Raw genomic sequence first — 26,653 nt, 5'->3', positions numbered from 1 at the left:
AACAGATGGACGTCTTTCAGTTTCGCGAGCACATAGTCGCCGAATACGAGCAGTTCACTCGTAGCTTCACGCGCATCCGAGCCGACGATATTCGGGACTATGTCAATGAGCAATACGCCAGCCAGAGATACTGGCCAGAGCCGCTCATTCAAATCAACCCGAACTTTAAGTCCGGTGGGACAGTTGAGGAGTTGGTCGAAGCCGGGCAGCTGAGCGCCCAGTGCACCGACATTTTCCGCCTTGGCAAGTCGTCTTCATCAGGCGGCGTTTCCTTGCCGCTGCACAAGCATCAAGCGGAAGCCATAAGCCTCGCTGCTGATGGCGAAAGCTATGTGCTGACCACCGGTACAGGCTCAGGCAAATCTCTTAGCTATTTCATTCCCATCGTCGACGCGTGTCTCAAAGCAAAGGCTACAGACCCGACGCCCAAGACTAGGGCAATCGTCATCTATCCGATGAACGCTTTGGCCAACTCGCAGTTGGAGGAACTGAAGAAATTTTTGGGTTCGAATCCTGCGGAACGCGCCGTGACTTTCGGTCGGTACACTGGCCAAGAGTCCGATGAGGAGCGGCAAGCGATGGCGGCCAATCCGCCGGACATTCTGCTGACCAACTTCATGATGCTTGAGCTGCTAATGACCCGGCAGAGCGATATCGACAAGGCGGTCATGCGCAACGCAAAGGGCTTGCGCTTTCTAGTGTTGGACGAGCTTCACACCTACCGGGGGCGACAAGGTGCGGACGTGGCCTTGCTGGTTCGCCGTGTGCGCGAAGCCTTGGCCGAGAACCTTGTCTGCATTGGCACCTCGGCCACGATGGCCACCGAAGGCACCCAAATGGCGAGAAACGCCGTTGTGGCAGATGTTGCTTCAAGGCTGTTCGGTACGCGCATTTATGACCGTAATATCATCACCGAGACGCTTCGCCGTACCACGCCTGAAGAAGAGACTGTAGCGACGGTCGCAACTCTCCTTCGCGACGCCGTTCGTGCGGGCGTTCCCGAGACGGCTGACTTTGCATCACTGGCATCCCATCCGGTGTCGGTCTGGGTGGAGCTGACTCTCGGCCTGACCTATGAGGGTGACAAGCCCAGACGTGCACGCCCACGGACATTGGCGAAGGCCGCCGAGTTGCTGAATGAGACATCAGGAGAACCAGTCGACGCCTGCCGGGACTATCTGCGGAAATTCATGTTGCTTGCCTACGCTGTCCAGGACGAGGCCGGCAAATCGCTGTTCGCCTTCAAGCTTCATCAATTCATTGCTGGCGGCGGCAAAGTCTATGCGACGTTGGAAGCTCCGCGTCATCGCGCCATAACCCTTGACGGTCAGCAGTATGTATCCGGCGATGATAGTCGCGTCCGTCGCTACTACCATGTTCACTTCTGTCGAGATTGCGGCCAGGAGTATATGCCCGTTTGGGACGCCGAGAGTCTGGAAGGGCGCACGTTTGACGTGCGTGGCATTGAAGAGCGGCAGCACGACGACGACGAAGTGAAATTTGGTTTCCTGCTTCCTGGTTTGGAGAGCTGGGACCCTTCTGACCCGGAGCGATACCCTGAGGGCTGGGTGGAGGAGCGTGCGGATGGCGAGTGGCGAGTTAAGTCGGACAAACGCAAGTTCATCCCTCAGGCAATCAACGTGCGTCCTGATGGAGTCGTTACGAATGGTCCGGGCATGAATGCCTGGTTCATTCCGGGGGCCTACCGTTTTTGTCCGGCGTGTGGCACTACCCACACAACTTCTGGCAAGGATGTTCTGCGGCTGACGTCCCTTTCTGGCGAGGGCCGTAGCTCGGCCACCACGATGCTGACTTTGTCAGCATTGCGGTACCTCTATGAGCAAGACCAGCAGTTGGACTTCGAGGCGAAGAAGGTTTTGGGGTTTTCCGACAACCGGCAAGACGCGGCATTGCAGGCGGGGCACTTCAATGACTTCTTGCAAGTGCTCCTGACACGTTCCGCATTGCTCTCAGCGGTCGAAAAGTCCCCGTCGAAGGTGTTGAGCGAGAAGGAAGTCGCCAATGCTGTTTTCGAAGCCTTGGGCTTCCACCGTGACGACCTTGGCGTACGCGCTGAGTATATGCAGCAGCCAGAAGTCAAGGGCAATACAAGACGCCAAGTGCAGGAGGCGATGCGCGGTATCTTGGGCTACCGCAGCTACTTCGACCTTCGCCGAGGCTGGCGATTCAACAACCCCAACCTCGAACAGTTGGGGCTGGTTCGCATCGACTACCAGGACATCGACGACCTCGCTGCCGATGACGATGAATGGGCTGATGCACCACAAGTGTTGCAAGCCGCTCGCCCCGCGGAGCGCGCCATTGTGCTGAGAGCGCTGTTCGACTTCATGAGGCAGGGGCTGTGTATTGCGACGCGGTATTTAGACCGTACCGAACTGGAGCAGTTGCGCACTCAGAGCTACGCCAATCTCTGTGAGCCTTGGGGCTTCACCGAGGACGAGCGCCCGCAGCCGGCCAAGTGGTTCGTCACGGCTCGACCGCGCGAAGAGACGGACCGCAAAGGGCGGCGTTTAGACCTCGATGACTTTCTCGTCATCGGCTCCAGCCGCTCCCGCCTTGGCAGGGAACTTCGGAAAGGCAGCACCTGGGGTGGAGCAAACCCGTATTACAGGCAAATCAACGACCACACTTATCCGGAGGTCCTCACTGCGTTATTGCGAGCCGCTGAGTCCTACGGTCTGGTACGCAAGGAAGAAACCGATGTCGGGCTGACCGGTTGGCAGTTGAATGGGGCCGCTCTTGTTTGGACGGTGGGGTCAGGTCAAAGCGCCCGCCAAGCTGACGACAACATCTTTTTCCGAGGCCTGTATCAGAACATCGCCGCGCTGCTGGAGAGTCCGGTTCACCAGTTGTTTGATTTTGAGGCCCGCGAACACACAGCTCAGGTCGAGCAGGAAGACCGGTTGGAACGGGAGGCGCGGTTTCGCTTCACGGAGAAGGACAAGACCGAATGGCAAACTAAGAATGGCACGGCATTGGAGTGGTTGCCGGTCTTGTTCTGCTCGCCGACCATGGAGCTGGGTGTCGACATTTCTTCACTGAACACCGTTTACATGCGGAATGTGCCACCTACCCCGGCAAACTATGCCCAGCGCAGCGGCCGTGCAGGTAGAGCAGGACAACCAGCGTTAGTTATTACCTACTGCGCGGCGCAGAGCCCGCATGACCAGTATTACTTCCGTGACCCGGTCCGCATGGTTCACGGCCAGGTCAATGCACCTACCCTTGACCTAGCCAATCGCGAGCTTATCAAGAGCCACATGCACGCCATCTGGCTCGCAGAGACAGGCAAGAAGCTCGGCAACAGCGTACGCGACCTGCTGGACATGAATCAGCCGGAGAAGCTACCCATCACAATGGAGATGGCGTTCGACCTGGACAAGCCGGAGGCGAAGCTGAGTGCTCACAAGCGCGGCCTCAAGGTGCTGGGCATGCTGAAGGACGAGCTGACGTCACAAAAGGCACCATGGTTCAAGGAGGAATGGGCCGAGACTGTTTTCCAGCGCGCATACATCGAGTTCGATGAGTCGCTGCAACGCTGGCGAGACCTCTATCGGGCCACAGCCCGGGCCATCGACCTGAACTTCAAGATTGAGAACAACCCTGCGGCAAGCGAACGCGAACGGCGTGAAGCTCAGCAGCGGCACAATGAGGCGCGCAAACAGCGCGACCTGCTGCTGGCCGGCGACAGCGCTTTCAATAGCGATTTCTACACTTACCGCTACATGGCCAGCCAAGGCTTCTTGCCAGGCTATAACTTTCCGCGCCTCCCGCTGTTGGCTTACCTGCCGGCGCGCCGTGGTCACATCGGGCGCGAGAGCTTTCTGTCCCGCCCTCGCTTCCTCGCGCTTGGAGAATTTGGGCCCTACAGTCTTATCTATCACGAGGGCAGTCAATATCGAGTGACCAAGGCGTTGTTGACTATCACCGGTAAGGACCAAGTCAGCGACGGCTCGCGCCTACCTACAGAAGTAGCTCGGCTATGTCCATCGTGTGGCTACGGTCACTTCCGGTCTCAGCGCGATGCCGACCGCTGCATTTCCTGCGGGGCATCGCTAGACGGCGCGCAAGAGGTCAAGAACCTCTATCGAATCGAAAATGTATCCACGAAGCGTGCAGAGCGCATTACAGCAAACGAAGAAGAGCGCGTCCGCCAAGGCTACGAGATGCAAACCACGCTGCAGTTTGCTGAGGCTGAGAGCAAGCTGCAGATGGTCACCACGGTCGCGAGTGACGAGCAGGGGCCTTTGCTCGAGCTGCAATATGGACCTGCCGCTACGGTATGGCGCATGAACTTCGGTTGGCGCCGACGCAAGGAAAAAGCCATCCAAGGCTTCATGATGCACCCCGTCACTGGTCATTGGGTCGGCGGTGTGGACGATGGCAATGGTGAGTCTGAAAGAGAATCGGAGCCCCCCCCGGACAAGACGCCCCCGCAGCGTATTGTTCCTTATGTCGAAGACCGGAGGAACATCCTTATCGTTCGCCCGCATTCCCTCATGGGAGAGGTTTCAGCTGAAACGCTGACCACGCTGCAGTACGCGCTCAAACGTGGCATCGAAGCGGTTTATCAACTGGAAGAAAGCGAGTTAATGGCCGAGCCCTTGCCAACCCGCGACAATAGGCAGTCCATTCTCTTCTTCGAGGCGGCCGAAGGCGGCGCTGGCGTGCTGACACGAATCGCTACGGAACCGACCGCCATGGCGACCGTAGCTGCAAAGGCCTTGGAGGTGATGCACTTTCTTCCACCCACGGAAGGCGACCGTTGGCAACGGGAGTTACTAGTTGAAGAACTGAACCACGAAGGCAACCCGATTTGCGAGGCGGGTTGCTACCGCTGTCTGCTGTCATATTACAACCAGCCGGACCACTCGCTAATCGACCGCAAGGACAGGGATACTGGCGGCTTGTTGCTTGACGTCCTCTGCCGCCTGACACGGGCCAATACGGTACAAGGCTCGCAAGGTCGTACGCCGGAGCAGCATGACGCTGAACTATCACGCACGGCAGGCAGCAGCTTGGAGACGGCTTGGCTAGCTCATGTCGCTGAGAACGCTTATCGCAAGCCGGACCGCGGCCAACACGCCATCGCCGCTGCACGGGCTTGTGCGGATTTTTTTTACGACGACCTCCATCTGGCAGTCTTCATCGACGGTCCCCACCACGATGGTGACGCGCAGAAGCAGAACGACGCCGAAATCAATCGCAGGCTTGATGAATTGGGCTACTTGGTTGTGCGGTTCCCAAAAGAGACTGCTGCCTGGCCTGGCATTTTCAAGAAAAACTCGGACCTGTTCGGTCCTGGCAAGACGAAGACAACATGAACGCACCTCTGCCGGAATTTTTGCCGGGAAGCCTGATTTCTGCGCGCGGCCGCGAGTGGATAGTGCTGCCCGAATCCGACGCTACCACGTTGCACCTACGCCCTTTGGGCGGCGGCGAGCGTGACGAAATTCTCATCTTCCTTCCGCTAGAACGCCAGCCGATTCGACCGGCAACATTCCCTTGGCCGACGGTCAGCCAAGCTCGCAACCACTCGGCCAGCCAGTTGCTGCTCGACGCCTTGCAGCTCAAATTGCGAAGCGGCGCGGGACCCTTCCGTAGTTTCGGCAACATCGCGGTTGAGCCTCGTGCGTACCAACTGGTGCCGCTGTTGATGGCTTTAAAGCTGCCCACGGTGCGCCTGCTGATTGCCGACGACGTCGGTATCGGCAAGACCATCGAGGGGGCTCTCATTGCCCGCGAGTTGCTCGACCGCGGTGAGGTCCAGCGTCTGGTTGTCCTCTGCCCGCCCCATCTGTGCGAGCAATGGCAGCGTGAATTAGCCGAGCGCTTTCACATCCATGCAGTGGTTGTACGTTCGAACACCGCAGACCGGCTAGAGCGTGACCTGCCACCCGGCACCTCCGTGTTTGACGCGCACCCATTCACTGTAGTGAGTCTGGACTACATCAAGTCCGAACGGAGACGGGAAGCCTTTCAACGCTTTTGTCCTGAGTTCGTCATCGTAGACGAAGCCCACACTTGCACCCAGGGCGGCAAAGGGAGGCAACAACGCTACCAGTTGCTTAAGGGCTTGGCCGAAGATGCCAATCGTCACATGGTGCTACTGACTGCGACGCCGCACAGTGGCAACGAGGATGCGTTCTTCAATCTACTAGGCCTGCTGCGCACTGAGTTTGCGCAACTGAAAGACCTGCCAAGCACCCAGCGGAGTGATTTACGCGAAGAGCTGTCGCGCCACTTCGTTCAGCGGCGGCGTCCCGACATCGCCGAATGGCAAGACACCTCTATGTTTCCAGACCGCAAGACGGCTGAGGTGACCTACCGCTTGACAGGCGGGTGGGGCCAATTGTTCAACAACGTGCTGGTCTACGCTCGTGAACTTGTCGAACGTGCTGAGGGAAAAGGGCTTCGTGAACAGCGCATGAACTGGTGGGCAGCGCTGGCCTTGCTGCGCTGCATTTCATCGTCGCCTGCGGCCGCTGTCAATTCTTTGCGCACGCGGCTGCATGGCGTCCAGTCAGGCGATGGTGAATCTGAGACACTGTCCCTCGAAGACCTAGAACTTCAGGCGAGTGACCGTGTGTTGGACGGGGCGGACGATGCACTCTCGACCGACGACATTGAACCGGGAGCACAGACTGAAGATTCTCAGCGGCTCCAAGAGTTAATTGCTGCCGCTGATGCACTGGCCGGCAATCAGAACGACCCTAAGCTGGCCAAGCTTCAGGAACACCTAGCACTGCTGCTGAAAGAAGGCTTTCAGCCAGTCGTGTTTTGCCGCTATATCGCTACGGCGCACTACTTGGCTGCTTTTCTGCGTGCCCAATTCAAGGCCGCTACGGTCGAAGCTGTGACTGGGGAACTCACGCCCGGCGAGCGCGAATCGGCCGTTGAACAATTGGGCGAGAGCGAGTGCCGCATCCTTGTGGCTACGGACTGCTTATCAGAAGGTGTCAATCTCCAGAATCTCTTCACTGCGGTCGTCCACTATGACCTCAGTTGGAATCCCACACGCCACGAACAGCGGGAAGGCCGTGTGGACCGCTTCGGCCAGAAGGCGCGTGAAGTTCGCAGCACCATGTTGTACGGCGAAGATAATCCGGTGGACGGTGCCGTGCTCCAGGTCATTTTGCGCAAGGCAGAAAGCATCCGCAAGGAACTGGGCGTCATGGTACCGATGCCCGATGACGAAGGTAAGCTAACACAGGCGCTGCTGAATGCTGTACTGCTGCGCAAAGGCGAAGCCTTCAATGCACAGTCACAACTCGACCTCTTCGGAGAGCCCGTCAAGCAGATTGAGCTGGCATGGCAGAGCGCAAAAGACAGAGCCAAGCAGAACCGTTCCATCTTTGCGCAACGTCGCCTGAAGCCTGAAGACGTGCTTCCCGAGTGGCACAAGTCGGCCGCAGTATTGGGCGGCGAAGATGACGTTGCGCGATTTGTCAATCGTGCAGCCGCCAAGTTAGGAGCACCGCTGGAGCACGTCCATGAGCACTTCAAGCTCATGACCGAGCACCTGCCACTACCCATTCGCGAGCGCCTCAGCGTCGAGGGCATTGAAGGCACGTTACGCATAGATTTCCATCAACCTGCGGCGCAGGGCGCGCTGTTCATTCACCGCACGCACCCGCTGGTTGTAGTGTTGGCGGATGTTCTCCTCGAACGAGCGCTAGATGCCACAAACGGTGCCGATGATGACCGCGCCGTCGCTCGTGCAGGTGCTGCGTTCGTTGGGAACGTTCAGCGCAAGACCACGGTTCTGCTGTTACGCATGCGTCACCAACTCAGCGTTACGCATGGCAGTGAGACGCGACTCATTCTCTGTGAAGAATCCGTTGCAGTGGCCACGGAGGGAGCAGGCGCTTTCGAACTACTTTCTGCCAGCCAGGCTCGTGAGTTGTTGGGCACCGAAGCCACTCGAAATATGCCGAACGTGCTGCGTGACCGCCAACTACAATCGGCGTTGGACGCGCTGGTTTCATGGCAGCCGCAACTGGAAGGCATAGCCAAAACGCGTGCTCAGGAACTGCTGCAAGACCACCGTCGCGTGCGCGAGGCTGCCGATGCGAAAGGAACGTATCAGGTCACCGCCAGCCTGCCTGTGGATGTCATGGGGATATACACACTGGTCCCAGGCGCTGCCGCGCCAGGCGAGGGACTCTAACACTATGGCACGCAAGAAAATTACCACCTTGGCATACAGCGCCATTCGTATCGAGGGCGGGCTTATCCCAGCAGATGAACTCGCACACTTGACCACGTTGGTAGACCCAGAGTCGACCGAGCAGACCGAGACGCAGTACCGAATCCCCAAAGGATTAAAGCTTCGCGACGAGGTTGGTCGCGACTTCAAGATTGCCCTTACCCTTTGGACAGATTTCCAGGCGCTACGCAAGCGTAGCGATGTCAACGCATACGAAGTCACCGTGCGAGAGTTTTTGGTGCCCTTGATGCGGGACGTGCTGCACTTCTCAGACATCACCCGATGCGCACCAATCGAGAGCGGCGGCCACAGCTATGCGATTGGGTATGTCGCCGAGGGTGGGCACGTGCCTCTCGTGTTTGCAGGACACGACCAGTCGTTAGACGCGCCTGCAGAGCGATTCGGGGAGACCAACCCCGACACGGGCAAGGTCCGTCGACGCAGCCCCCACATGCTGGCCCAAGAGGCGCTCAACGCTTCCGATGCCGCCCTGTGGGCCATTGTCACGAACGGATTGACGCTACGTATCCTGCGCGACAATCCCAGCCTGACTCGCCCAGCTTACGTCGAAGTGGACTTGGACGCGCTCTTTACAGAAGAGCTCTTCCCCGATTTCACCGCGCTTTGGCTGCTCGCTCACGCCAGCCGATTTGGCAGCCCTACTGGTGAGCCCACCAACTGCGTATGGGAGCGCTGGAGAGCCGCCGGGCAGGAAGCGGGAGTTACGGTCCAGAAGAACCTGCGGTATCAGGTAGCCGATGCCCTGCGAGCGCTGGGCACGGGCTTTCTCTCGCACCCCGCCAATGTCGAGCTACGGGCAGCGTTGCAGCGCCTGGATAGCGAAGATGGCGCGTTGAGCCGCCAAGCCTTCTTTGAGGAGCTGCTGCGACTTGTCTACCGGCTCATTTTCCTGTCGACTGTCGAAGACCGAATCGACAAGGGCAACGGGCACCGCCTTATCTTCACGCCTAATGCCTCACCCGAGGTCCAGCAGCGTTACCTGTCCGGCTATTCGATGACTTGGCTGCGGGAGCGAGCCGCACGGCGTAGCCAGCACGACCGGCACTCGGACCTCTGGCAAGCGCTCACAATCACGTTCGGCGCATTGACGACAGGTGAGCCACATCTTGGGTTGCCTGCCCTTGGAGGGCTTTTCGATGAGGACCAGTGCGCGTGGCTCGATGATGCGCAGCTGGAAAACCGCTGGCTGCTGGCGGCGGTTTTCCAATTGGGATGGTTCAAGGCAGACGGCGGCTTGACCCGTGTCAACTACCGAGACATGGGTCCAGAAGAGCTGGGTAGCGTGTACGAAAGCTTGCTGGAACTGGTGCCTGACCTGCAGATGCTTTCCCAACCAGCAATGGCCCGTCTGGCTTTTGTTGGAGATGAAGACACCGAAGGCAGTACCAAAGGCAACACCCGTAAGTTGACCGGCAGCTACTACACGCCAGACAGCCTAGTTCAGGAACTTATCAAGACGGCCCTTGAGCCAGTCATTGAGGACACAGTTCGTGCGAACCCTAGGCGCCCTGTCGAGGCTCTACTAGGTCTGACCATTTGCGACCCCGCATGCGGTAGCGGCCACTTCCTGCTTTCCGCGGCACGACGCTTGGCTGATGAAGTGGCCATTCATCGTGCAGCCATTGAGCGAGAGGGCGGTGCCCCTACGCCCGCGGACTTCCGTCATGCTCTGCGCGACGTAGTCAGTCACTGCATCTTTGGCGTGGACAAAAACCCGATGGCTATTCAATTAGCCAAGACAGCGCTATGGCTCGAGGCCTACTCTGCTGACCGCCCGCTGTCCTTTGTGGACCATCACCTGCAGGTCGGCGATGCATTGCTGGGCGTCCTGGACCCCAAGGTGCTAGAGCACGGTATCCCGGACGACGCCTACACCGCCCTCTCCGGCGACGATAAGGCCGTAGCTTCCGCTTTGAAGAAGCAGAATAAAGCCGACCTCAAGAGCTGGAAGACCATCGCTTCGGGCGATTTATTCACTCAAGCAGGGCTCGCAGTCAGAGCGGTAGAAGTGGAAACGTTGCCGGACGACACACCGGAGAAAATCTCCGCCAAACGAGCCGCATGGCGTGACGCGCAGGCAGGTGCTAAGCGCTCGACCTTGGCGCGCTTGGCGGACACCTATGTAGCCGCTTTTCTCGCACCCAAACTCGCGAACGCGGGTGAGCTGGTCCCTTTATCAGGGTATTTGTGGGGAGTGCTCAGCGGCCAACCGCCTAAAGCTGACGTGGAGGAAGCAGCGCAGTATCTGTGTCGCATGCACGGCGTATTTCACTGGTGGCTGGCGTTCCCCCAAGTCGCGGCTAACGGTGGATTTTCGGTCATGTTAGGCAATCCTCCGTGGGAACGCATCAAGCTACAAGAAGAAGAGTTCTTTGCCAGCCGCAGTCCGCTAGTGGCTATGGCAAGGAACAAAGCCGAGCGTAGCAAGCGCATTGAATGGTTGCGTGAGGGGGTACTGCTACACAACCTGAATCCAGACCTTGAACGAGCAGAGGGGCTGACACCGCCGAACAAAGCAGAGATGGTGCTTTACGAGGCCTTTATTGCGGCCCGTCGAGGGGCGGAGGCAGCCAGCCTTTACGCACACGAAGGTGGAAGGTACCCCCTAACCGGCACTGGCGACGTAAACACCTATGCTTTGTTTGCCGAGACATTCTTGCAGACAACGGCCCCAATGGGGCGAGCAGGGTTCATCGTCCCCACCGGCATTGCAACCGACGACTCAACAAAAGGCTATTTCGAGCGGCTTGCAGTAGGTGGTTTCCTGCGAAGCCTGCTGTGCCTCGAGAACGAGGAGTTCGTATTTCCTTCGGTACATCACGCATTCCGTTTCGCGCTGCTCACTTTGGGCGGGAGCCCGTCTGACGAGCCGGCTAGCTTGGTGTTTTTTGCTCGCCAACCTCAGCAGATTCATGACACTCGCCGTCAGTTTCGGCTTACGCCCGAAGAGTTCGAGCTCATCAACCCAAACACCCGCACATGTCCGGTGTTCCGGAGCGAGCGCGATGCCGAGCTGACCAAAAAGCTCTATCGCGCCGCACCGGTGCTCATCCGCGAGTCACAATTTAACAACGAAGGAAAACTACTAGAAGCCGAAGCTAATCCTTGGGGTATCCGCTTTCAGGCGATGCTGCACATGTCAGCCGACAGTGGCCTGTTCCTCGACCGGCCAGACGGTGAGACAGAGTCGCCCGACGCGCCGCACTGCTTGCCGCTGTACGAGGCCAAGATGATTCACCAGTTCGACCATCGCTGGGCCACCTATGTGGACGCGCCCGAAAAGCCAGGCGGGCTCGATACGGCAGAGGTAAGTTCCGTGCAAAAGGCCAACCCTGCCTATTCTGTGCGCCCGCGCTATTGGGTGCCTGAATCCGAGGTCCTAGCCCGCATCGCGCGCGTGCCCATGCGTGTGGCTAGAGACTGGCTCGCGCTGCATGCGACTGGTGGCGACGTAGTCTCCGCGCGGGCTGATGAAGCATTAGCCGACTTGCTGTCGGCGTTGGCGACTTGGGTGGCCGGCGAACTCTTCATCCGCGCCGCCGGCCCCCAGGCATCAGGGGGCGGCTGGACGCAACAACATGCCCTGCCGCACATTGCGCCGACGGAAGACGCGTTGCGCACGCGCTTCCCTCGCCTCTACGAACTGTTGCAGGGTACTGGCCTGACGACAAAGAAGGCACTCGCTGAGTTTCCTAAATGGGCCGCACAGACCGTCGATGCAAGATTGGACGACGCCGAACTTAACGCCCTTGCCGCAGCGCTGCAGGCTCAAAGCCTGGCGCATGCGCTGCTCGACCTGCTCAACGAGTGGATGGAACGGCGCAGTCCACAGTGGTTGATGGGGTGGCGAGACATCACGGGTGTCGAGAAGGTCCGCACGGTCATAGGGACAGTTATGCCTCGTGTAGCAGTTGGACACACAATGCCGCTATATTTCAGCGGGACGTCTGCGCCCCTGCAAGCTGCCATGCTTGCAAACTGGCAGTCAATCGTCTTCGATTATGTGGCACGGCAAAAGGTGGGGGGCACACACCTGACCTATGGCTACCTCAAGCAGCTCCCCGTTCTTCCCCCCGACCGTTATACACCAAAGACCTTGGAGTTCATCGTTCCTCGCGTTCTCGAACTAACTTACACCGCGCACGACATGCAAGCTTGGGGCAATGACCTCGCCGCCTACGACGCGCGCCCAGTGCTCGAGCGCGGCCGACCTTTTTCCTGGGACCCCTCGCGCCGCGCACAGCTGCGCGCCGAACTCGATGCCTATTACGCCCGCCTTTATGGCCTCAATCGGGACGAACTGCGTTACATCCTCGACCCCTCAGATGTGACCGGAGCTGACTATCCCAGCGAAACATTCCGCGTGCTGAAGAACAGCGAGACGAAGGAGTTCGGGGAGTACCGCACGCGACGCCTTGTGCTATCGGCGTGGGATAGTCTTGAACACGAATGGGTTCACTGACATGCTTACCCATCTGACGCTCAATAATTTCAAGATTTGGCGTGGCACGGGCCAGATGCAGCTCGCACCGCTGACGCTGGTGTTCGGTACAAACTCCTCCGGAAAATCCAGTCTCATCCAGAGTCTGTTGCTCTTACGTCAAACCGTAAAAAGCGCGGACCCAAATGTAGACCTGAACTTCGGCAATCCAGATAGCGGCGACTCCGTCGTGCTCGGGCAGTTTGCAGACGTTTTGTGTCGCCACGGAGCTGCCACCGAGACGGTCAAGGCCAAACAGATTGGTATTGAGTTTGGCTGGCGGCCTATGGTACCCGGCGCAGAAGCCGGCACATTTACAGCCCGTTATGTGCAAGGTCGTGGTGGTAGCGCAGATTTAGCCTATCTGCGCATTGGCAGCGCCGGGCGGGGTTTTACGGCGCAGTTGGGGCGGCATGGCGCCTACAAGTTGCTGCCGGAGAGCGCAAGGTACTGGTCCAAACAATCGCCGACATTCAAGCCGCAACGTTCGTTCTCGTTCTCGGATGCAGCAGTGCAAACGCTTGGTGCTGAGGCAGACCGCATCTTGTCGGTAGGCCCAATGTTGCTGGATGAACTGACACGCGTCATCTACCTGGGGCCGGTTCGACGTTTAGCGCAACGCGACTACATCTGGAATGGCCGTTCGCCCGGGTCTATCGGTGATGAAGGTGCTCAGGCCGTCGACGCCTTGATTGCTAGCGGTGTGGCAAAACAAGATGCGACCAAACGTGGCCTGCCTTCTCCCGCCGCGGCTGAACTGTTCAACGGCACCGTCCAATGGCTGGCCCGCATGGGCTTAGCGGACGACCTGCAGGTGCGCCAGCTAGGCCGGTCTGCGCGCTATGAATTGCTGGTAGTGAGCAACGGCGAGGCGTCCAACTTGAAAGATGTGGGTGTTGGCGTTTCTCAAGTGTTGCCGGTGGTCGTGGCGGCATTATTTGCCAAGCGAGGCAGCATCGTGATTGTGGAAGAGCCTGAGAGCCACTTACACCCCGTAGCGCAAGCAGAATTGGCGGAAATGCTGGCCTCGGTTAGTCATGACCGAGGCGTCCAGTTCATCGTTGAGACCCACTCTGAACAACTTCTACGCCGTGTTCAGACATTGGTAGCGCGCGAAACGGTAAAAACCAATGACCTACGCATGTATTTCGTTGAACGAGAGGGAAAGATGGCCAAGCTCCAGCGGCTGGAGGTAGACCCATTTGGAACCATCAGGCCTTGGCCAGAACATTTTTTCGGGGATTCGGCTGGCGAGGCAAGAGAGCAGGCCAAAGCACGCGCGGAGCGCATGAGGAGGGGCGCGAGCAATGCCTGAAAGTCGCGTGGTCGATACCAACGTTCTGATAGTGGCCAGCGCTGCGCATGCCACATCACCTTTTCCAGAAGACGAAACCCCCGTCAAGGAGGGACAGCTACGACACCAAGTGCTAAGCTGGATGGAGGCGTTCGAGGGTGACCCGGGGCGCCATGTCGTGCTGGATTATGATTGGCATATCTGTCGTGAGTACCAGAACAAGCTGACCGAGCAGGATTATGGCTGGCTTGCAATCATGCACAAGTACGATAAGAATGAAGTGGTTTGGGTCGGTATCGAAGTCGATGAGCACGGCCACGCCGTGCTTCCACCCGCCTTGAGTGCGGCGGTGACTGACCTGGCGGACCGTAAGATGGTCGCGTCTGCCATGGCTGTGAGTGAAGATGTTCGCCCGTGCAAGCTCGCCAATGCCTGCGATACCGATTGGCTAGACTGTGCCGACGCCTTGAAGGCGGTGGGGGTGGAAACGGAACATCTCCTTGAAGATTGGTTGCGCGAGAAGTGGAACCAAAAGAAGGCTAAGCGACCGTGAACGGACTGTTCCGCTTCCCACACACTCCGCATCTGACTTGGCTTGGTCGCGGGGAGCCGAGAGACGACAAGGTTCTCACGACTGCTGAGGCGCGCGAGCTGTTGGCGTCGGACGTGGTCGTCGAAGAGAAAGTTGACGGTGCCAACGTAGGATTCTCGGTCTCAGCTGAGGGAAATCTTCTTGCTCAGAACCGCGGACACTACTTGGCGGCGCCATACGCAGGCCAGTTCAGCCGTTTGCGGTCTTGGATGCCTGCGCATGAGGAAGCGTTCGTCGAAGCATTGGGTTCAGAGCTCATTGCCTTCGGCGAATGGTGTGCAGCACGGCATTCACTCAGCTACGACCGGCTACCGGATTGGTGGCTGCTCTTTGATATTTACGACCGCAATGAACGGCGCTTCTGGTCAACAGTGAGGCGCAACCAGTGGGCAACCGACCTAGGCATACCCACAGTGCCGACATTGGAGCGAGGAAAATTGTCACTAGGATGCCTAAAGAAAATGATGCAGGAAAGCAGGAGCGCGTTTTCAACGGGTCCGCTTGAAGGGGTAGTGATTCGTTGTGAGGATGACGCCTGGCTCCGTACTCGGGCCAAGCTGGTTCGCGCAGACTTCATACAGCATATCGAGAGCCACTGGCGCAACCGTGCGCTCGAGTGGAACGGACTGAGTGACATTGAATGACCGATACAGGTTATCAGGGGACATGGCATGACGCCGCTAGAACGCCTGCGACTTGAGAAGGCTGCCACAGATTGCGGCTTCGAGCGCACGCCGGTTCTACTAAAAGATGGCGGTCTGGAGCTGCGGTCTGCGCAGTTTCCCGAAGCGCTAACTGTGCATGCCGAGGAAGGCGGATTTCGGATTTCGGCATCGGTTCCGGCCCTATTTGGTAGCGGTGATGGCAATATTGTCGCAGTGCCTGACCTTGACCAGCTCTACGCCACACTGCAACGCGCTTCAGCCATTGCAACTACTATGCCCAACCGTGTGGCGGACCAGTTCCGACGCGCAAAGGAGCATCTGCCGCAGTCCACCGAGGCCGAACGCCTAGTAATACAACGTGTGGGGCAAGAACTTTTTAGAAATGCGCAGATGGATTATTGGCAGGGGCGTTGTTGCGTCACGGGCCTCGCCGTACTTCCTTTGCTCCGCGCCTCACACATCAAACCTTGGGCCAAATGTGTGAACGACGACGAGAGACTCGACGTATTCAACGGACTCCTGCTTGCGCCGCACATTGATGCATTGTTCGATGGTGGCTGGATTTCTTTCTCGGGCCAAGGGACCCTGCTCGTATCGGAGTTACTCCCCCTTTCCGCGAGAGCTCAATTGGGAGTTTCGGAAAACTGGGCAATTCGTGACCTAAGGACATCCCACGCACCCTACTTGGCGTTTCACCACAACAACGAATTTCGCAAAGCCGACTCTTCTAAAGTACGCATGCCTTGATTTACGCCGCAGGACGCCACAAGCATTCAATTTACGACGGCCGCGCGCAGTTCGCTACGGATAACGTAAATCTTTCTGTCCTGGTTGAAGTGGTAGGTCGCTACTCTGCTACACAGAGGCGTTTCCCTGCCATTGAGTTTCTCCAACGCACGAATACGGCTAGCCTTGAAATTGCGCCTGTGTGACTCATAGCCGGAGAGTGCATAAAGCCGCTCGGCCACATCGCGTTGTTTGTACGCGACATCGCGCAAATTACACCCGTTAGAGCGACCGCGGCAAACCGTCTGCCCAAATATCTCCCTTTACCGAATTACGCCGAACTTCAGATACCTGCGCCGCTTGCTTCATCAAAGCGCCGTGAGCAGCTATTCTCGTATTTTCGAGCAGACTCGGCAGTTGATAACAGGACTGAACGCAACGACGGAATCGACGTCCAGTCCCACGGCATCGAAACATACTAGTCCGCTGAGGAAGCGTCCCGCGCACCTCGTGTAACCAGTTGCTGAATTTCGCTCGCCTTCCACGCGACACACCGCGGGCCGAGTGAAACAGGCTTGGGATAGCGGCCACTTTTCACCCCTGCGTACCAGGTTGCACGTGAAACTGGAATGCGCGCCAGCACTTCCGGCAGACGCAATAGTAAGTCATGCTGAGTTTGCATAAATCAACTCCAAAAAAATTTGCACCCGAGGCAATACCTCAATCCACGAGTCGGTCGCGAAGTGACTGCCTTGCTTTTTGCTCAAGCTGCCGGAGGCGGGCTTACCGGCAGCTGTTATTCAATCAAACCCCGAGATGAGTCACCTGCCCTCGCGGGGCCCGATAAGCAGCCGGGGTTCGGCCGCCGCTTCCGGCTCGACACCGTCGCGTAGCCGGTCCAGGTAGTCTGCCCACTGCTGCATCATTTTTTTGCGGGCGTTCAGAAACTGTGTGCGGTTATACGCTCGCCCCAACACATCAGGGACACGGTGTGCCAGCTGGAGCTCAATGACGTCTGACTCGACGCCCAAACATTCATGGAGTATGGTGCGAGCCATCGCACGGAATCCATGTCCGGTGTGCTCTTCCCGAGTGTTAATACCAGCGCGCTGCAAAGCCCTATTCATGCTGGCATTCGACATTGGTTGCGATTTATCGTCCCTACCGGGAAAGACAAACTCCCCTCGCCCCGTCAAGGGATATAGCTCGCGCAGGAGAGCTACCGCCTGCTTCGGAAGCGCGACGATATGGTCTGTCCCGGTTTTACTCGCAACGTACCGCCATTGGGCTGCGTCGAGATGGACTTCGTTCCACCGCATTGCCCGCAGTTCTCCTGGCCGGCAGAACAGATATGGGACTAGCCGCAGCGCACACTTGACTGGAAGCGTGGCGCTAACCGCATCCATCCTACGCAGCAGCTGGCCCACGTCGCTCGGTTCCGTGATGGCGGCAAAGTGGCCGGGCTTTGCTGGTCGCAACGCACCTTTCATGTGAGCGGCGGGATTGTCCCGGGCCAGACCAGTCGATATAGCGTATGAAAACACCGCGGAGCAATTCTGTAGCGCACGGTGTGCCGTATCTCGTGCGCCCCGGTCCTCGATACGTCGCAGGCACGCCAGAATGTCGGGCGCCGTAATGTCCGTAACCGCCTGCTTGCCTAGCCATGGAATGAGGTCGTTCTCCAGTCGCGCCTTGACCTTCACTCGGTGGGACTCGGCTTTTTCCGACATCCTCTTTTCGTACCAGTCGCGGGCAACAGCCTCGAAAGTGCTAGCTGCCTCAAGTTTCCTCGCGGTCGCGACCAGCCGTTTGTTTGCATTGGGGTCAATGCCAGTTCTCAGCAGCTTGCGTGCGTCGTCTCGCCTTGCGCGTGCATCGCTCAGCCCGACACTTGCGTCCGACGTTCCATATGCTCCCAGCGCCAGCCGCTTTTCCTTGCCTTGAAAGCGATACTTCCAGCGCCAAAGCTTCGAACCGTTCGGAAAGACTTCGAGATACAGGCTGCCGGTATCGTACAGGCGATAGCTCTTGCCACGCGGCTTCGCGTTCTTGATGGCGATGTCCGTGAGCTGTAGATTGTCAATTACGATGGCCGCCCGGGCGACAACTATCTTGGCCGGTCGACGGGGTTAGTTGTCGCTGCTCAGCTCGGCATAGTTGTCGCTCCTTCCGATTCGGGGTGGGGTAATTGACGCCGCCGCGCGCGCTTGTTGTCATCGGCACTGCGACGCCGGTAGCTCTCCACGTTCAGCTCGAAGATCGTCGAGTGATGCACCAGTCGGTCGATGGCGGCGACCGTCATTGAGGGATCGGGGAAGACATCATTCCAGCCGGAGAACGCGGCGTTGGCCGTGATGAGAAGGCTTCGACGCTCGTATCTTTCCGCAATCAATTCGAACAGCACGCTCGTTTCGGCCTGGTCCTTTCTGACGTACGACAGGTCATCGAGGATGATCAGATCGAAGTGATCGAGCTTGGCGAGCATCGATGGCAACTGCAGGCTTTGGCGTGCCGCCTGCAGCTTCTGCACGATTTCGCCGGTGCGTGTGAACAGCACCCGGTACCCGGCGTCGATCAGCGCATGACCAATGCCGGAGCCTAAATGGCTCTTCCCGGCACCCGGTGGCCCAAACAGCAGGATCGTGGCGCCTTTCTCGAGCCACGAGTCGCCGCTCGCGAGCGCCATTACATGTGCCTTGGACACCATTGGTACCAAGCCGAAGTCGAAGGCCTCGAGCGTCTTGCTTGGGTCCAAATGCGATTCGACGCGATGCCGCTCGATGCGCCGTTTCGCGCGCTCGGCCAGTTCGTGCTCGAGCAGCGCGCCGAGCAGGCGCGTCGATGGCCAGCCTTCCTTGTCGGAGCGCTGTGTGAACTCGGACCATAGCCGCGCGATCGTCGGCAAGCGCAACTCGGTGAGCATCAGCCCCATACGGGCGGCATCGTAAATTGCGGGCGCGTTCATACCGATGCCTCCTCGCCAAGCAGCGTGTCATAGAGAGCGGCCGTCGGCATGTCCACAGCCACGTCTGGGCATTGCGCCTGCCGCGGCGCAAATTCATTCTGTAGTTGCTCGAGATCGGGCAGCTCGCCAGCGGCGAGCAACGCCTCGAGCCGCTCAGCAAGAACGGCCTCGACTCCGTGATTCGCGGCCAGTTCCAGTAAGCCGACCATGGTCTTGCAGGCTTCGCGCTGCGTGAGCCGAGCCTCAAGCCGCTCCCACGTCCGGCGGTACGCCTCGCGCGGAAACAAGTCGTCGCGAAACGCTAGCCCCTTGAACGCCTGGGGCTTGCGCTTGAGCGCCTCAATGAAGTGCCGGTAGTCGAGCTTGCGACGGCGGCTATTGGCCGCATGCGAGCCCCGTGCTGTGCTGTGCACGAGCGCGCCGGACAGATAGCAGTCGAGGTGATCGGCATAGACGCGCACCTTCAGACGGTGACCAATCAGGCGCGACGGCGCGCTGTAGAGAATGCCCCGCACGGTGAAGGTGCCACAGCGTGTCACGCGTGCTTCCTCTTCGATGAAGTCGGTCGTGCGATGTGCGGGCAAATCCTGCAAATGTTCGCGCTCAGCGTTAAACGCCGCTGCGTTACGGCGGTTACGGCGCATGACGACGTCGCGAACAAACGCGTCATAGGCAGCCCGATCGTCGAAGTCGCGATGGCCACGCAGCATCAGCGCTTGGTCGATCGCCTCCTTCAGATGGCGGTGCGAGGATTCCACACTACCGTTCTCATGGGCCACGCCGACGTTATTGCGCGTGCCGGCCATGCCGTAATGCACCAGCAGTGCGTCATAGCGAGCCGTGAAGTCCTCTTCAGTCTGCAAATTCTTGAACGCTGCCGATAGGCTGTCGGTGCGATGCTCATGCGGGCAGCCGCCGGCTTGCCACAGCGCGTTCTGTAATCCGGTGGAGAGGGCCTCGAAGCTCTCGCCACCTTCGACGACATAGGCATATTCCCAGTGCGAGAACGCGAGCACGAAGTGATAGAGCCGGTGATCGAGGGGCGCACCGGCGACCGTCACGCGCAGATCCCGCATGTCGGTAAAGTCCGAGAGCCCCTGCACGCCGGGCAAGTGCTGCTGCGGGAAGAAGATCTCCTTGCCAGGGCCCTCGAGTGCGCGCCATTGGCTGACGCGCCGCTCGAGCGTACGCCGCATGCTGTCAGGGAAGAGGCCCGGATGCGCCTCCTGCAGCTTGCACAGCAACGTGATGGCCTTGAGCCGGGGCGCGTGGCGCAGCAATGGCACGACCTCGCTCTCCCAAACTTCCGCGAACGGATCGTGACGTGTACGCCACGCGCGTGATGGCTTCTGCGACGGCAGACGGCCCTCATGCTCGATGCGCCGGGCCGTGCGAACGCTCATGCCCGCCATCGCCGCGGCGACTTCCTGAGTGTGATGTTTGCGCTTACTCATATAGAGTCGGACCTGCTGGTCCGTCACGTAGGTTCCAGGCATGGCTGTTCGCTTCTTGTTCGACGCGATCAGCCATCGTAAAACCCCGTTACTCCGGCGCCGCCGGTAGTTCGTCGTCTCCGGCGGCTACGCCGCCTTCGACTCCTCACCACCGGCCAAGGTAACTGTCAAAGGACCGGCCAAGATAATTGTCGTTCTCTAGTGAGCTGACTGTGAGCACGGCGCTCAATCGCAACCGGATGCTGAACAGGAAAAAGCGCCACCACATTGGGCTGGCGAACAACAAAGTCACGCTGATTTTGCATGTGACCATCTCCAAATAACGCCCCTGGAGATATGTCCTCAATCCACACCTGAGCGTGGGGATACTGCCTCAATAGATTCCTCAAACAAAGCTGCCGGGGCAGGGCTTGCCGGCAGCTGTCGTACATCGACGACGGACGAAGTATTGCTTGCCTTTAAATGCGTCGTCAAGCACTTTTTTGGCAATTAATTGCGCAACCGTTCTAGTTTTCGCGCAACTTATCCAAATAGTCCGCCCATTCCTGCATCATTTTTCTCCGTTCATCTAAAAACTTCGTCCGGTTGTAGGCCGTACCGAGCGGGTCTGGGACGCTGTGCGCGAGCTGGTGTTCAATGACTTCCGGCCGGATACCCAGCCGCTCGTGCAGGATGGTCCGAGCCATCGCCCTGAAGCCGTGTCCCGTCTGCTCATCACGGGTGCTGATGCCAGCCCGCTTCAACGCCACATTCACCGTGTTGCTCGACATCGGCTGCTTCTTGTCGTGTCTGCCCGGAAAAACGTAGTCCCATCGTCCCGTCATCGGCTGCAGTTCACGCAGGATGGCAACGGCTTGGGATGCGAGCGGGACAAGATGGGGTGTTTGCGTCTTGCCAACGATGTAGCGCCATTCTGCTTCGTCGAGATGCACCTCATTCCAGCGCATCGTCCGTAACTCGACTGGCCGGCAGAACAGATATGGCGCAAGCCTGAGCGCGCACTGAACAGGAAAGGTCGCATTCACTTCATCCATTTTGCGCAACAGCGGCCCGACTTTCTCGGGTTCCGTGACAGCTGCAAAGTGGCCTGGCCTCGCCGGCGGCAGGGCACCTCTGAGATGCTCAGTGGGATTACTGACGGCCTTGCCGGTAATCACCGCGTACCGGAAGACTGCCGAGCAGTTCTGCAGCGCACGGTGGGCCGTATCACGCGCGCCGCGTGCCTCAATGCGCCGCAGGCAGGCGAGCATTTCGGGCGCCGTGATGTCCGCGATGGGCCGCCTGCCGAGCCATGGAAAAATGTCGTTCTCCAGTCGCGCGATAACCTTGTCTTTGTGCGACTTGGCTTTGTCGGCCATCATGCGCTCGAACCACTCACGCGCAATTGCTTCGAAGTTGTTGGCTGCACTGACGAGTCTGGCGGTCCTGGCTGCCTTGCGGTGTTCGCTGGGGTCCGTATCGTTCGCCAACAGCTTGCGCGCCTCGTCGCGCTTTTCCCGTGCATCTTTCAGACTGACTTCCGGATACCGTCCAAAGGACAGCCGCTTCTCCCTGCCATCGAACCGGTACTTCAGACGCCAGAGCTTCGACCCGCTGGTGGTAATCTCGAGATACAGCCCACCAGCGTCCCAGAGACGCCGCGTTTTCTCTGTCGGCCGTGCATTCCTGATAGCAACGTCGGTGAGGGGCATGGGGGCATCCTGAGTTGGAGGCAGAGGCCGATGCCCCATATGCTGCCCCGAAAAATCTCAGGATTCCATTGGATGTCTTTGGACGACCGTGGACGTAAAAAAGGCCAGAAGCCTTATGGGATAAGGGTTTTCCGGCCTTCGCTGGACTTAACCAGACTTGAATTTGGTGGAGAGGAGGAGGATCGAACTCCCGACCTTCGCATTGCGAACGCGACGCTCTCCCAGCTGAGCTACCCCCCCAACGAGATAAAATTCTACCACAGCCAAATCGCCCACACGCAAGCCTCCCGGACGATCCAGCTCGACGCCTACTTCTCCGGCGCCCCCGTCAAAACCCACGCGACGACGGTCCTGATATCCGCATCGCTCATTCTGGGATGCGACGGCATAGGAATCGCCCCCCACACCCCCGCACCGCCATTCTTCACCTTCTTTTCCAGCTTCGCGCTAGCCTGCGGATCGGCCTTGTACTTCTCCGCGATCTGCTGAAACGACGGCCCCACGAGCTTGCGATCGATCGCGTGACAGCCCATGCATGCATTGCTGCGCGCGATCGCCATCGCATTGGCCGGCGAAACGGGCTGCTCCGCGGCCGACACGCCCAAAGACACGGCGATACACAACGCGCCGAAAATCACACGCACCATATTTATTTCACCGCTGGAGCCGGAGCCGCAGCCGGATTCGGATTGCCCGGATGCACATCCGAGTTCTTCACAGGCGCGGGCGACTGCATATCCAGCGGACGCGACGTCACACCCGAATCCGGCACCGTACCGACCGTCGCCTCCGCCGGCGCGCTCGCCGCCGACACCGCGCTCGCATCAGATGCGGCCGCCGCTTCCAGTGCCTTGGCCTCTTCAGGCTTGATGTACTGGAACACCTTCACCACCTGCTCGACGCCCGGAACGCGCGCGGCCACATCCGCACCATGCGCGCCCTCGTCCTGCGTGACGAGGCCCATCAGATAGACCACGCCGCGCTCGCACACCACCTTGTAGTAGTTCGCGCGCAAGTCCTTCTCGCCGACCATCGCGGTCTTCACGCGGCCTTCGAGATACGAGTCGTTGGCACGCGAAGAAATCGAACTCGCGCCCTGAACCGCCAGTTCGTTGACGATGCTCCCCACGTTGTTGATGTCGCGCACGACCGCCTCGGCCTTCTGCTTCGACGCTTCGTCGGGCACTTCGCCGGTCAGCAGCACGCGCCGGTTGAACACCGTCACGTTGACATGCGCCGTATCGGGCACGTTCTCGTTGATCCGCGAAAGCGCCTTCACCTGAATCTCGCGGTCTTCCGTCTGCGCGCCGAGCGTGCGACGATCCGTGGCAATCAACGTTCCGCCAGCCGCCGCGCCGACGACCGCGAGGGCGCAGCCCTGCAACGTCAATGCAACTCCCGACAGCATGCTCACCACGAGCGTGGCCTGGGCCAATGTCGCCTTGACGCGTGTCTTGTTCATCAACTCCGTTCCCCCTTGTCAGTTTCAGTCGTCTCCGAGCAGCATCGCATCGATGCCGTCGCACAGACAGTGAATGGTCAGCAGATGGACTTCCTGAATGCGCGCCGTTCGATCGGACGGCACGCAGATATGGATGTCGGTATCGGCGAGTACGTCGGACATCGCGCCGCCGCCCTTGCCCAACAGCGCGATCACGATCATCTCGCGCTCGTGCGCTTCCTGAATCGCCGCGAGCACGTTGACGGAGTTCCCCGACGTGCTGATCGCAAGCAACACGTCGCCCGCCTGACCGAGCGCGCGGACCTGGTTCGAGAAGATCTGCTCGAACGCATAGTCATTGCCGATGGCCGTGAGAATCGATGTATCAGTCGTAAGCGCAATGGCCGGCAAGCCGGGACGCTCGCGCTCGAAGCGGCCGATCAGTTGCGCGGCGAAGCGTTGCGCGTCGGCAGCCGAGCCGCCGTTGCCGCATACGAGAATCTTGTTGCCATTGGCGAGTGCGCCGAACAGCGTGTCGATGGCGGCCGCGATCGGAACCGCCAGCGCGTCGAGTGCTTCGAGTGTGAGTGCCGCGTTGTCGCGGAATTGCTGTTGAATACGTTCGACTGACATCGACTCTCGATCATAGGCCGCGGCGCGCGGCGGTATGTGGCTTGAACGCTCAAAGCGTCGGTTGTTGCGCAGTTTACCGCATGCACCCTGCGATGAACCGCGCTCATGCTTCGTCGGCGCGAAAGGCATCGGGCATCCAGTGGATGCGGCCCGCATCGAACGCGACGACATCGAAGCGGCACGCGGGCAACGCGCCGCGCCACGTCGCGAGAAAATGCTGCGCGGCATGCACGAGACGCGCGCGCTTTCTCGCATCGATGCTCGCGGCGGCGTTCGCATAACGGCGGCTCGTCCTCGAACGCACTTCGACGAATACGAGCGCGCCGCGTTCATCGAGCATGACGAGATCGATCTCTCCGCCGCGGCACGTCACGTTGCGCGCGACGAGGCGCATGCGTCGCCGCTGCAGGAATTCGAGCGCGTGAGCCTCGAAAGCATCGCCGAGCGTTTTGGACAAGGCGCCTCCATAAAAGTTGTCGACTGGCCGCAGGGATCGCGCATGGCAAAATGACGTCCTTTCCTCCGACGCCCGCGCTCATGCTTCAGATCTTCGAACTCGCCGCCGGGCAGCACTATCCGACTGGCGCGCTATACGTCGTCGCCACGCCCATCGGCAATGCGGCGGACATCACCGTGCGCGCGCTGCATGTGCTCGAACTCGCGGATCGCATCGCCGCGGAAGACACGCGCAACACCGCGCAACTGCTCGCGCGCTACGGCATCTCGAAGCCGTCGATCGCCGTGCACGAGCACAACGAGCGCAGCGCCGCCGAACGCGTGATCCAGCATCTGAAGAACGGCGAGCGCATCGCATGCGTATCCGACGCAGGCACGCCCGGCATCTCCGATCCCGGCGCGCGTCTCGTCGATGCCGTGCGCGATGCCGGGCTGCCCGTCATCCCGCTGCCGGGCGCAAGCGCGCTCACGACAGCGTTGAGCGCGGCGGGCGCATGGGTCAGCGGCTTTTCGTTCGCGGGCTTTCTGCCGACGAAGACGAAGCAGCGCGCCGCGCAACTGCGTTCGCTCGCGAATCATCCGATGGCGCTGGTCTTCTACGAGGCGCCGCATCGCATCGTCGAGACAACGCGCGCGCTTGCCGAAGCCTTCGGCGGCGAACGGCAACTGCTGATCGCGCGCGAGTTGACGAAGTTACATGAGAGCCTGCATCGCTGCACCCTGGCCGAAGGGCCAGCGTGGCTCGAAGCGGATGCCAATCGGCAGCGCGGAGAATTCGTTCTGGTGGTGGAAGGCGCGCCCGAAGCGCAGGATGCCGACGACGCGCACGACGCGCTGCTCACGATGCTGCTGGACGAGTTGTCGGTGAAGAGCGCCGCGCGCATCGCCGCGACGTTGACGGGCGCATCGCGCAGCGGACTTTACGAGCGCGCGCTGAAGCTCGCCAAACGCGACGAATCGGAAGAGGAATAGAAAACGGGCCGTCGCGAGACGGCCCGTCATGGTTCTGCGGAATGCAGCGTGAGATCAGTTCACGTTGTCGTCGGCGAGCGCCTGAGCCTGTTCTTCACGCGCGGCACGCGCTTCCTGCTGCGTGAGACCTTCGATCTTCACCTTCTGCGTGCCGGCGCCGCGCATGCCGAGCACCGCCGCGGCAGCGTACGACAAGTCGATCACGCGACCGTGCACGTAAGGACCGCGGTCGTTGATCTTCACGACCACCGTCTTGTGGTTGGACTCGTTCGTCACACGCACCCACGATGCGAGCGGCAGCGTCCGGTGCGCCGCGGTCATCGCGTTCATGTTGAACTTCTCGCCGCTGGCAGTCTTGCGGCCATGGAACATGCGGCCGTACCACGACGCCTTGCCCTTCTGCTCGAACTCGCCGACGTTCGGTCCGGTCGTGATCGGCTGGGCGTCGGAGAGCGACTGAGCCGGCTGCGCGGGCTTGTCGGCTGGAAGCGCGGACAGGTGCGAATCGAAGGCGAGCGGCGCCGTCGAGCGGGCACTGCTCGTGCTGGAGAGGTTCGTAGTCTGAGGATTGGATGCGACATCGCCCGAACCCGGCGTGGCGCAACCGGCCAGCACGCCAACTGCTAGCAGGCTCCCGACATGTCGAATAAATCGAGCTTTCATAGGTTTACCAACGTAAAAGGAGCGGCCGCGCTGCGCTGGTCGGCGCGCGCAAGGCTGCTCGAGGCTTTGCCGCGCAAAGCACAACGCCGTTCGGTCAAGCGAACGGCGAGCCTTGCTCGGACGCGGCGTACTCGTGCCGCAAATGCCCGGTTATTGTTCACGTCTGGCGCAACCTGTCCCCGGCAGCCTGACCAGACCCCACATGCCGCCATCGAACGTGGCATCACGTTCGTGCGCTGGAAAACCAACTGCGAGCGCAGGAACGGCGGCGTAGGCCCCATCCGGCGTGATGACTGTAAAAGCCATCTGACAGACGCGCGGCGTCTGGCCGGACAAGACGTGTGCACCCAACTGATGGATGCTTGAGTTG

General features: G+C 59.7%; 20 protein-coding genes, 1 tRNA gene and 1 pseudogene. 9 read left to right on the top strand and 13 right to left on the bottom strand.

Annotated features, from left to right (window positions below):
• Positions 1–5: 5 nt before the first annotated feature.
• Genes NK8_RS14500 through NK8_RS14470 form a run of 7 tightly spaced genes read left to right on the top strand, consistent with a single transcriptional unit; the run spans position 6 to position 16,029 of the window.
• Positions 6–5,345 carry a DEAD/DEAH box helicase gene (locus NK8_RS14500; RefSeq protein WP_213226739.1) on the top strand — a complete coding sequence of 1,780 codons (5,340 nt, stop codon included), beginning with the start codon at positions 6–8 and terminating at the stop codon, positions 5,343–5,345.
• Complete coding sequence (locus NK8_RS14495) at positions 5,342–8,191, top strand: helicase-related protein (protein WP_213226738.1); 2,850 nt, start codon at positions 5,342–5,344, stop codon at positions 8,189–8,191. Before NK8_RS14500 ends, NK8_RS14495 begins: the two co-directional genes overlap by 4 nt.
• A 4-nt stretch (positions 8,192–8,195) precedes the next feature.
• Positions 8,196–12,713 carry an N-6 DNA methylase gene (locus NK8_RS14490; RefSeq protein ID WP_225936175.1) on the top strand — a complete coding sequence of 1,506 codons (4,518 nt, stop codon included), beginning with the start codon at positions 8,196–8,198 and terminating at the stop codon, positions 12,711–12,713.
• Between the two features lies 1 nt (position 12,714).
• The gene (locus NK8_RS14485; RefSeq protein ID WP_213226737.1) at positions 12,715–14,046 is read left to right on the top strand and encodes a DUF3696 domain-containing protein; all 1,332 of its coding nucleotides are present in this window, start codon (positions 12,715–12,717) and stop codon (positions 14,044–14,046) included.
• Complete coding sequence (locus NK8_RS14480; protein WP_213226736.1) at positions 14,039–14,578, top strand: hypothetical protein; 540 nt, start codon at positions 14,039–14,041, stop codon at positions 14,576–14,578. The genes NK8_RS14485 and NK8_RS14480 overlap by 8 nt, the downstream gene beginning before the upstream one ends.
• The gene (locus tag NK8_RS14475; RefSeq protein ID WP_213226735.1) at positions 14,575–15,261 is read left to right on the top strand and encodes an RNA ligase family protein; all 687 of its coding nucleotides are present in this window, start codon (positions 14,575–14,577) and stop codon (positions 15,259–15,261) included. The genes NK8_RS14480 and NK8_RS14475 overlap by 4 nt, the downstream gene beginning before the upstream one ends.
• A gap of 27 nt (positions 15,262–15,288) precedes the next feature.
• Positions 15,289–16,029: an HNH endonuclease gene (locus tag NK8_RS14470; RefSeq protein ID WP_213226734.1), complete on the top strand. Its 741-nt coding sequence runs from the start codon at positions 15,289–15,291 to the stop codon at positions 16,027–16,029.
• Positions 16,030–16,486: 457 nt separating this feature from the next.
• Here NK8_RS14470 and NK8_RS14465 read toward each other — a convergent pair whose 3' ends face one another.
• The 12 genes and pseudogenes from NK8_RS14465 to NK8_RS14415 form a co-directional block, all read right to left on the bottom strand.
• Positions 16,487–16,690: an AlpA family transcriptional regulator gene (locus tag NK8_RS14465; RefSeq protein ID WP_213226733.1), complete on the bottom strand. Its 204-nt coding sequence runs from the start codon at positions 16,688–16,690 to the stop codon at positions 16,487–16,489.
• Between the two features lie 139 nt (positions 16,691–16,829).
• A complete protein-coding gene (locus tag NK8_RS14460) occupies positions 16,830–17,738 on the bottom strand; it encodes a tyrosine-type recombinase/integrase (protein WP_367657774.1) in 909 nt (302 codons plus the stop codon).
• Between the two features lie 87 nt (positions 17,739–17,825).
• Positions 17,826–18,068 (bottom strand): annotated as a pseudogene (locus tag NK8_RS43665) (Arm DNA-binding domain-containing protein); the annotation flags it as partial.
• 83 nt (positions 18,069–18,151) lie between these two features.
• A complete protein-coding gene (istB, locus tag NK8_RS14455) occupies positions 18,152–18,973 on the bottom strand; it encodes an IS21-like element helper ATPase IstB (RefSeq protein ID WP_035508514.1) in 822 nt (273 codons plus the stop codon).
• Complete coding sequence (istA, locus tag NK8_RS14450) at positions 18,970–20,469, bottom strand: IS21 family transposase (RefSeq protein WP_062259294.1); 1,500 nt, start codon at positions 20,467–20,469, stop codon at positions 18,970–18,972. The genes istB and istA overlap by 4 nt, the downstream gene beginning before the upstream one ends.
• Before the next feature lie 125 nt (positions 20,470–20,594).
• Complete coding sequence (locus NK8_RS14445; RefSeq protein WP_213226732.1) at positions 20,595–20,732, bottom strand: hypothetical protein; 138 nt, start codon at positions 20,730–20,732, stop codon at positions 20,595–20,597.
• A gap of 201 nt (positions 20,733–20,933) precedes the next feature.
• Positions 20,934–22,118 carry an integrase arm-type DNA-binding domain-containing protein gene (locus NK8_RS14440; RefSeq protein ID WP_213226731.1) on the bottom strand — a complete coding sequence of 395 codons (1,185 nt, stop codon included), beginning with the start codon at positions 22,116–22,118 and terminating at the stop codon, positions 20,934–20,936.
• A gap of 164 nt (positions 22,119–22,282) precedes the next feature.
• A tRNA-Ala gene (locus NK8_RS14435) sits at positions 22,283–22,358 on the bottom strand.
• Between the two features lie 68 nt (positions 22,359–22,426).
• A complete protein-coding gene (locus NK8_RS14430) occupies positions 22,427–22,765 on the bottom strand; it encodes a c-type cytochrome (protein ID WP_213226730.1) in 339 nt (112 codons plus the stop codon).
• 2 nt (positions 22,766–22,767) lie between these two features.
• The gene (locus tag NK8_RS14425; protein ID WP_213226729.1) at positions 22,768–23,580 is read right to left on the bottom strand and encodes a BON domain-containing protein; all 813 of its coding nucleotides are present in this window, start codon (positions 23,578–23,580) and stop codon (positions 22,768–22,770) included.
• Positions 23,581–23,604: 24 nt separating this feature from the next.
• Entirely contained in the window at positions 23,605–24,192 is a 588-nt protein-coding gene (locus NK8_RS14420; RefSeq protein WP_213226728.1) for a phosphoheptose isomerase, read from the bottom strand.
• 103 nt (positions 24,193–24,295) lie between these two features.
• Entirely contained in the window at positions 24,296–24,682 is a 387-nt protein-coding gene (locus NK8_RS14415) for a YraN family protein (protein ID WP_225936261.1), read from the bottom strand.
• Positions 24,683–24,729: 47 nt separating this feature from the next.
• Between NK8_RS14415 and rsmI the strand changes: the two genes are divergently transcribed.
• Positions 24,730–25,620, top strand: coding sequence for a 16S rRNA (cytidine(1402)-2'-O)-methyltransferase (rsmI, locus tag NK8_RS14410; protein WP_213228661.1), 891 nt, complete (start codon positions 24,730–24,732; stop codon positions 25,618–25,620).
• Positions 25,621–25,674: 54 nt separating this feature from the next.
• Here rsmI and NK8_RS14405 read toward each other — a convergent pair whose 3' ends face one another.
• Positions 25,675–26,283, bottom strand: coding sequence for a septal ring lytic transglycosylase RlpA family protein (locus NK8_RS14405; RefSeq protein WP_162066707.1), 609 nt, complete (start codon positions 26,281–26,283; stop codon positions 25,675–25,677).
• On the opposite strand from NK8_RS14405, the gene NK8_RS14400 reads away from it, so the two are divergent.
• Positions 26,260–26,649, top strand: a complete 390-nt coding sequence (locus tag NK8_RS14400; RefSeq protein WP_213228672.1) for a hypothetical protein — start codon at positions 26,260–26,262, stop codon at positions 26,647–26,649. The two genes, NK8_RS14405 and NK8_RS14400, sit on opposite strands and share 24 nt — an antisense overlap.
• Positions 26,650–26,653: the final 4 nt, after the last annotated feature.

This window comes from Caballeronia sp. NK8 (assembly GCF_018408855.1).
Classification (GTDB): Bacteria; Pseudomonadota; Gammaproteobacteria; order Burkholderiales; family Burkholderiaceae; genus Caballeronia.
This window is presented reverse-complemented; position numbering and strand designations above follow the sequence as displayed.

Bases quoted from the DNA above. Each gene is read 5' to 3' on its own strand.
- NK8_RS14445 (WP_213226732.1), bottom strand. From the start codon at position 20,732: ATGCAAAATCAGCGTGACTTTGTTGTTCGCCAGCCCAATGTGGTGGCG.
- istB (WP_035508514.1), bottom strand. From the start codon at position 18,973: ATGAACGCGCCCGCAATTTACGATGCCGCCCGTATGGGGCTGATGCTC.
- NK8_RS14420 (WP_213226728.1), bottom strand. From the start codon at position 24,192: ATGTCAGTCGAACGTATTCAACAGCAATTCCGCGACAACGCGGCACTC.
- NK8_RS14440 (WP_213226731.1), bottom strand. From the start codon at position 22,118: ATGCCCCTCACCGACGTTGCTATCAGGAATGCACGGCCGACAGAGAAA.
- NK8_RS14495 (WP_213226738.1), top strand. From the start codon at position 5,342: ATGAACGCACCTCTGCCGGAATTTTTGCCGGGAAGCCTGATTTCTGCG.
- rsmI (WP_213228661.1), top strand. From the start codon at position 24,730: ATGCTTCAGATCTTCGAACTCGCCGCCGGGCAGCACTATCCGACTGGC.
- NK8_RS14460 (WP_367657774.1), bottom strand. From the start codon at position 17,738: ATGTCGGAAAAAGCCGAGTCCCACCGAGTGAAGGTCAAGGCGCGACTG.
- NK8_RS14425 (WP_213226729.1), bottom strand. From the start codon at position 23,580: ATGAACAAGACACGCGTCAAGGCGACATTGGCCCAGGCCACGCTCGTG.
- NK8_RS14485 (WP_213226737.1), top strand. From the start codon at position 12,715: ATGCTTACCCATCTGACGCTCAATAATTTCAAGATTTGGCGTGGCACG.
- NK8_RS14430 (WP_213226730.1), bottom strand. From the start codon at position 22,765: ATGGTGCGTGTGATTTTCGGCGCGTTGTGTATCGCCGTGTCTTTGGGC.
- NK8_RS14405 (WP_162066707.1), bottom strand. From the start codon at position 26,283: ATGAAAGCTCGATTTATTCGACATGTCGGGAGCCTGCTAGCAGTTGGC.
- NK8_RS14400 (WP_213228672.1), top strand. From the start codon at position 26,260: ATGTCGAATAAATCGAGCTTTCATAGGTTTACCAACGTAAAAGGAGCG.
- NK8_RS14480 (WP_213226736.1), top strand. From the start codon at position 14,039: ATGCCTGAAAGTCGCGTGGTCGATACCAACGTTCTGATAGTGGCCAGC.
- istA (WP_062259294.1), bottom strand. From the start codon at position 20,469: ATGCCTGGAACCTACGTGACGGACCAGCAGGTCCGACTCTATATGAGT.
- NK8_RS14490 (WP_225936175.1), top strand. From the start codon at position 8,196: ATGGCACGCAAGAAAATTACCACCTTGGCATACAGCGCCATTCGTATC.
- NK8_RS14500 (WP_213226739.1), top strand. From the start codon at position 6: ATGGACGTCTTTCAGTTTCGCGAGCACATAGTCGCCGAATACGAGCAG.
- NK8_RS14470 (WP_213226734.1), top strand. From the start codon at position 15,289: ATGACGCCGCTAGAACGCCTGCGACTTGAGAAGGCTGCCACAGATTGC.
- NK8_RS14465 (WP_213226733.1), bottom strand. From the start codon at position 16,690: ATGCAAACTCAGCATGACTTACTATTGCGTCTGCCGGAAGTGCTGGCG.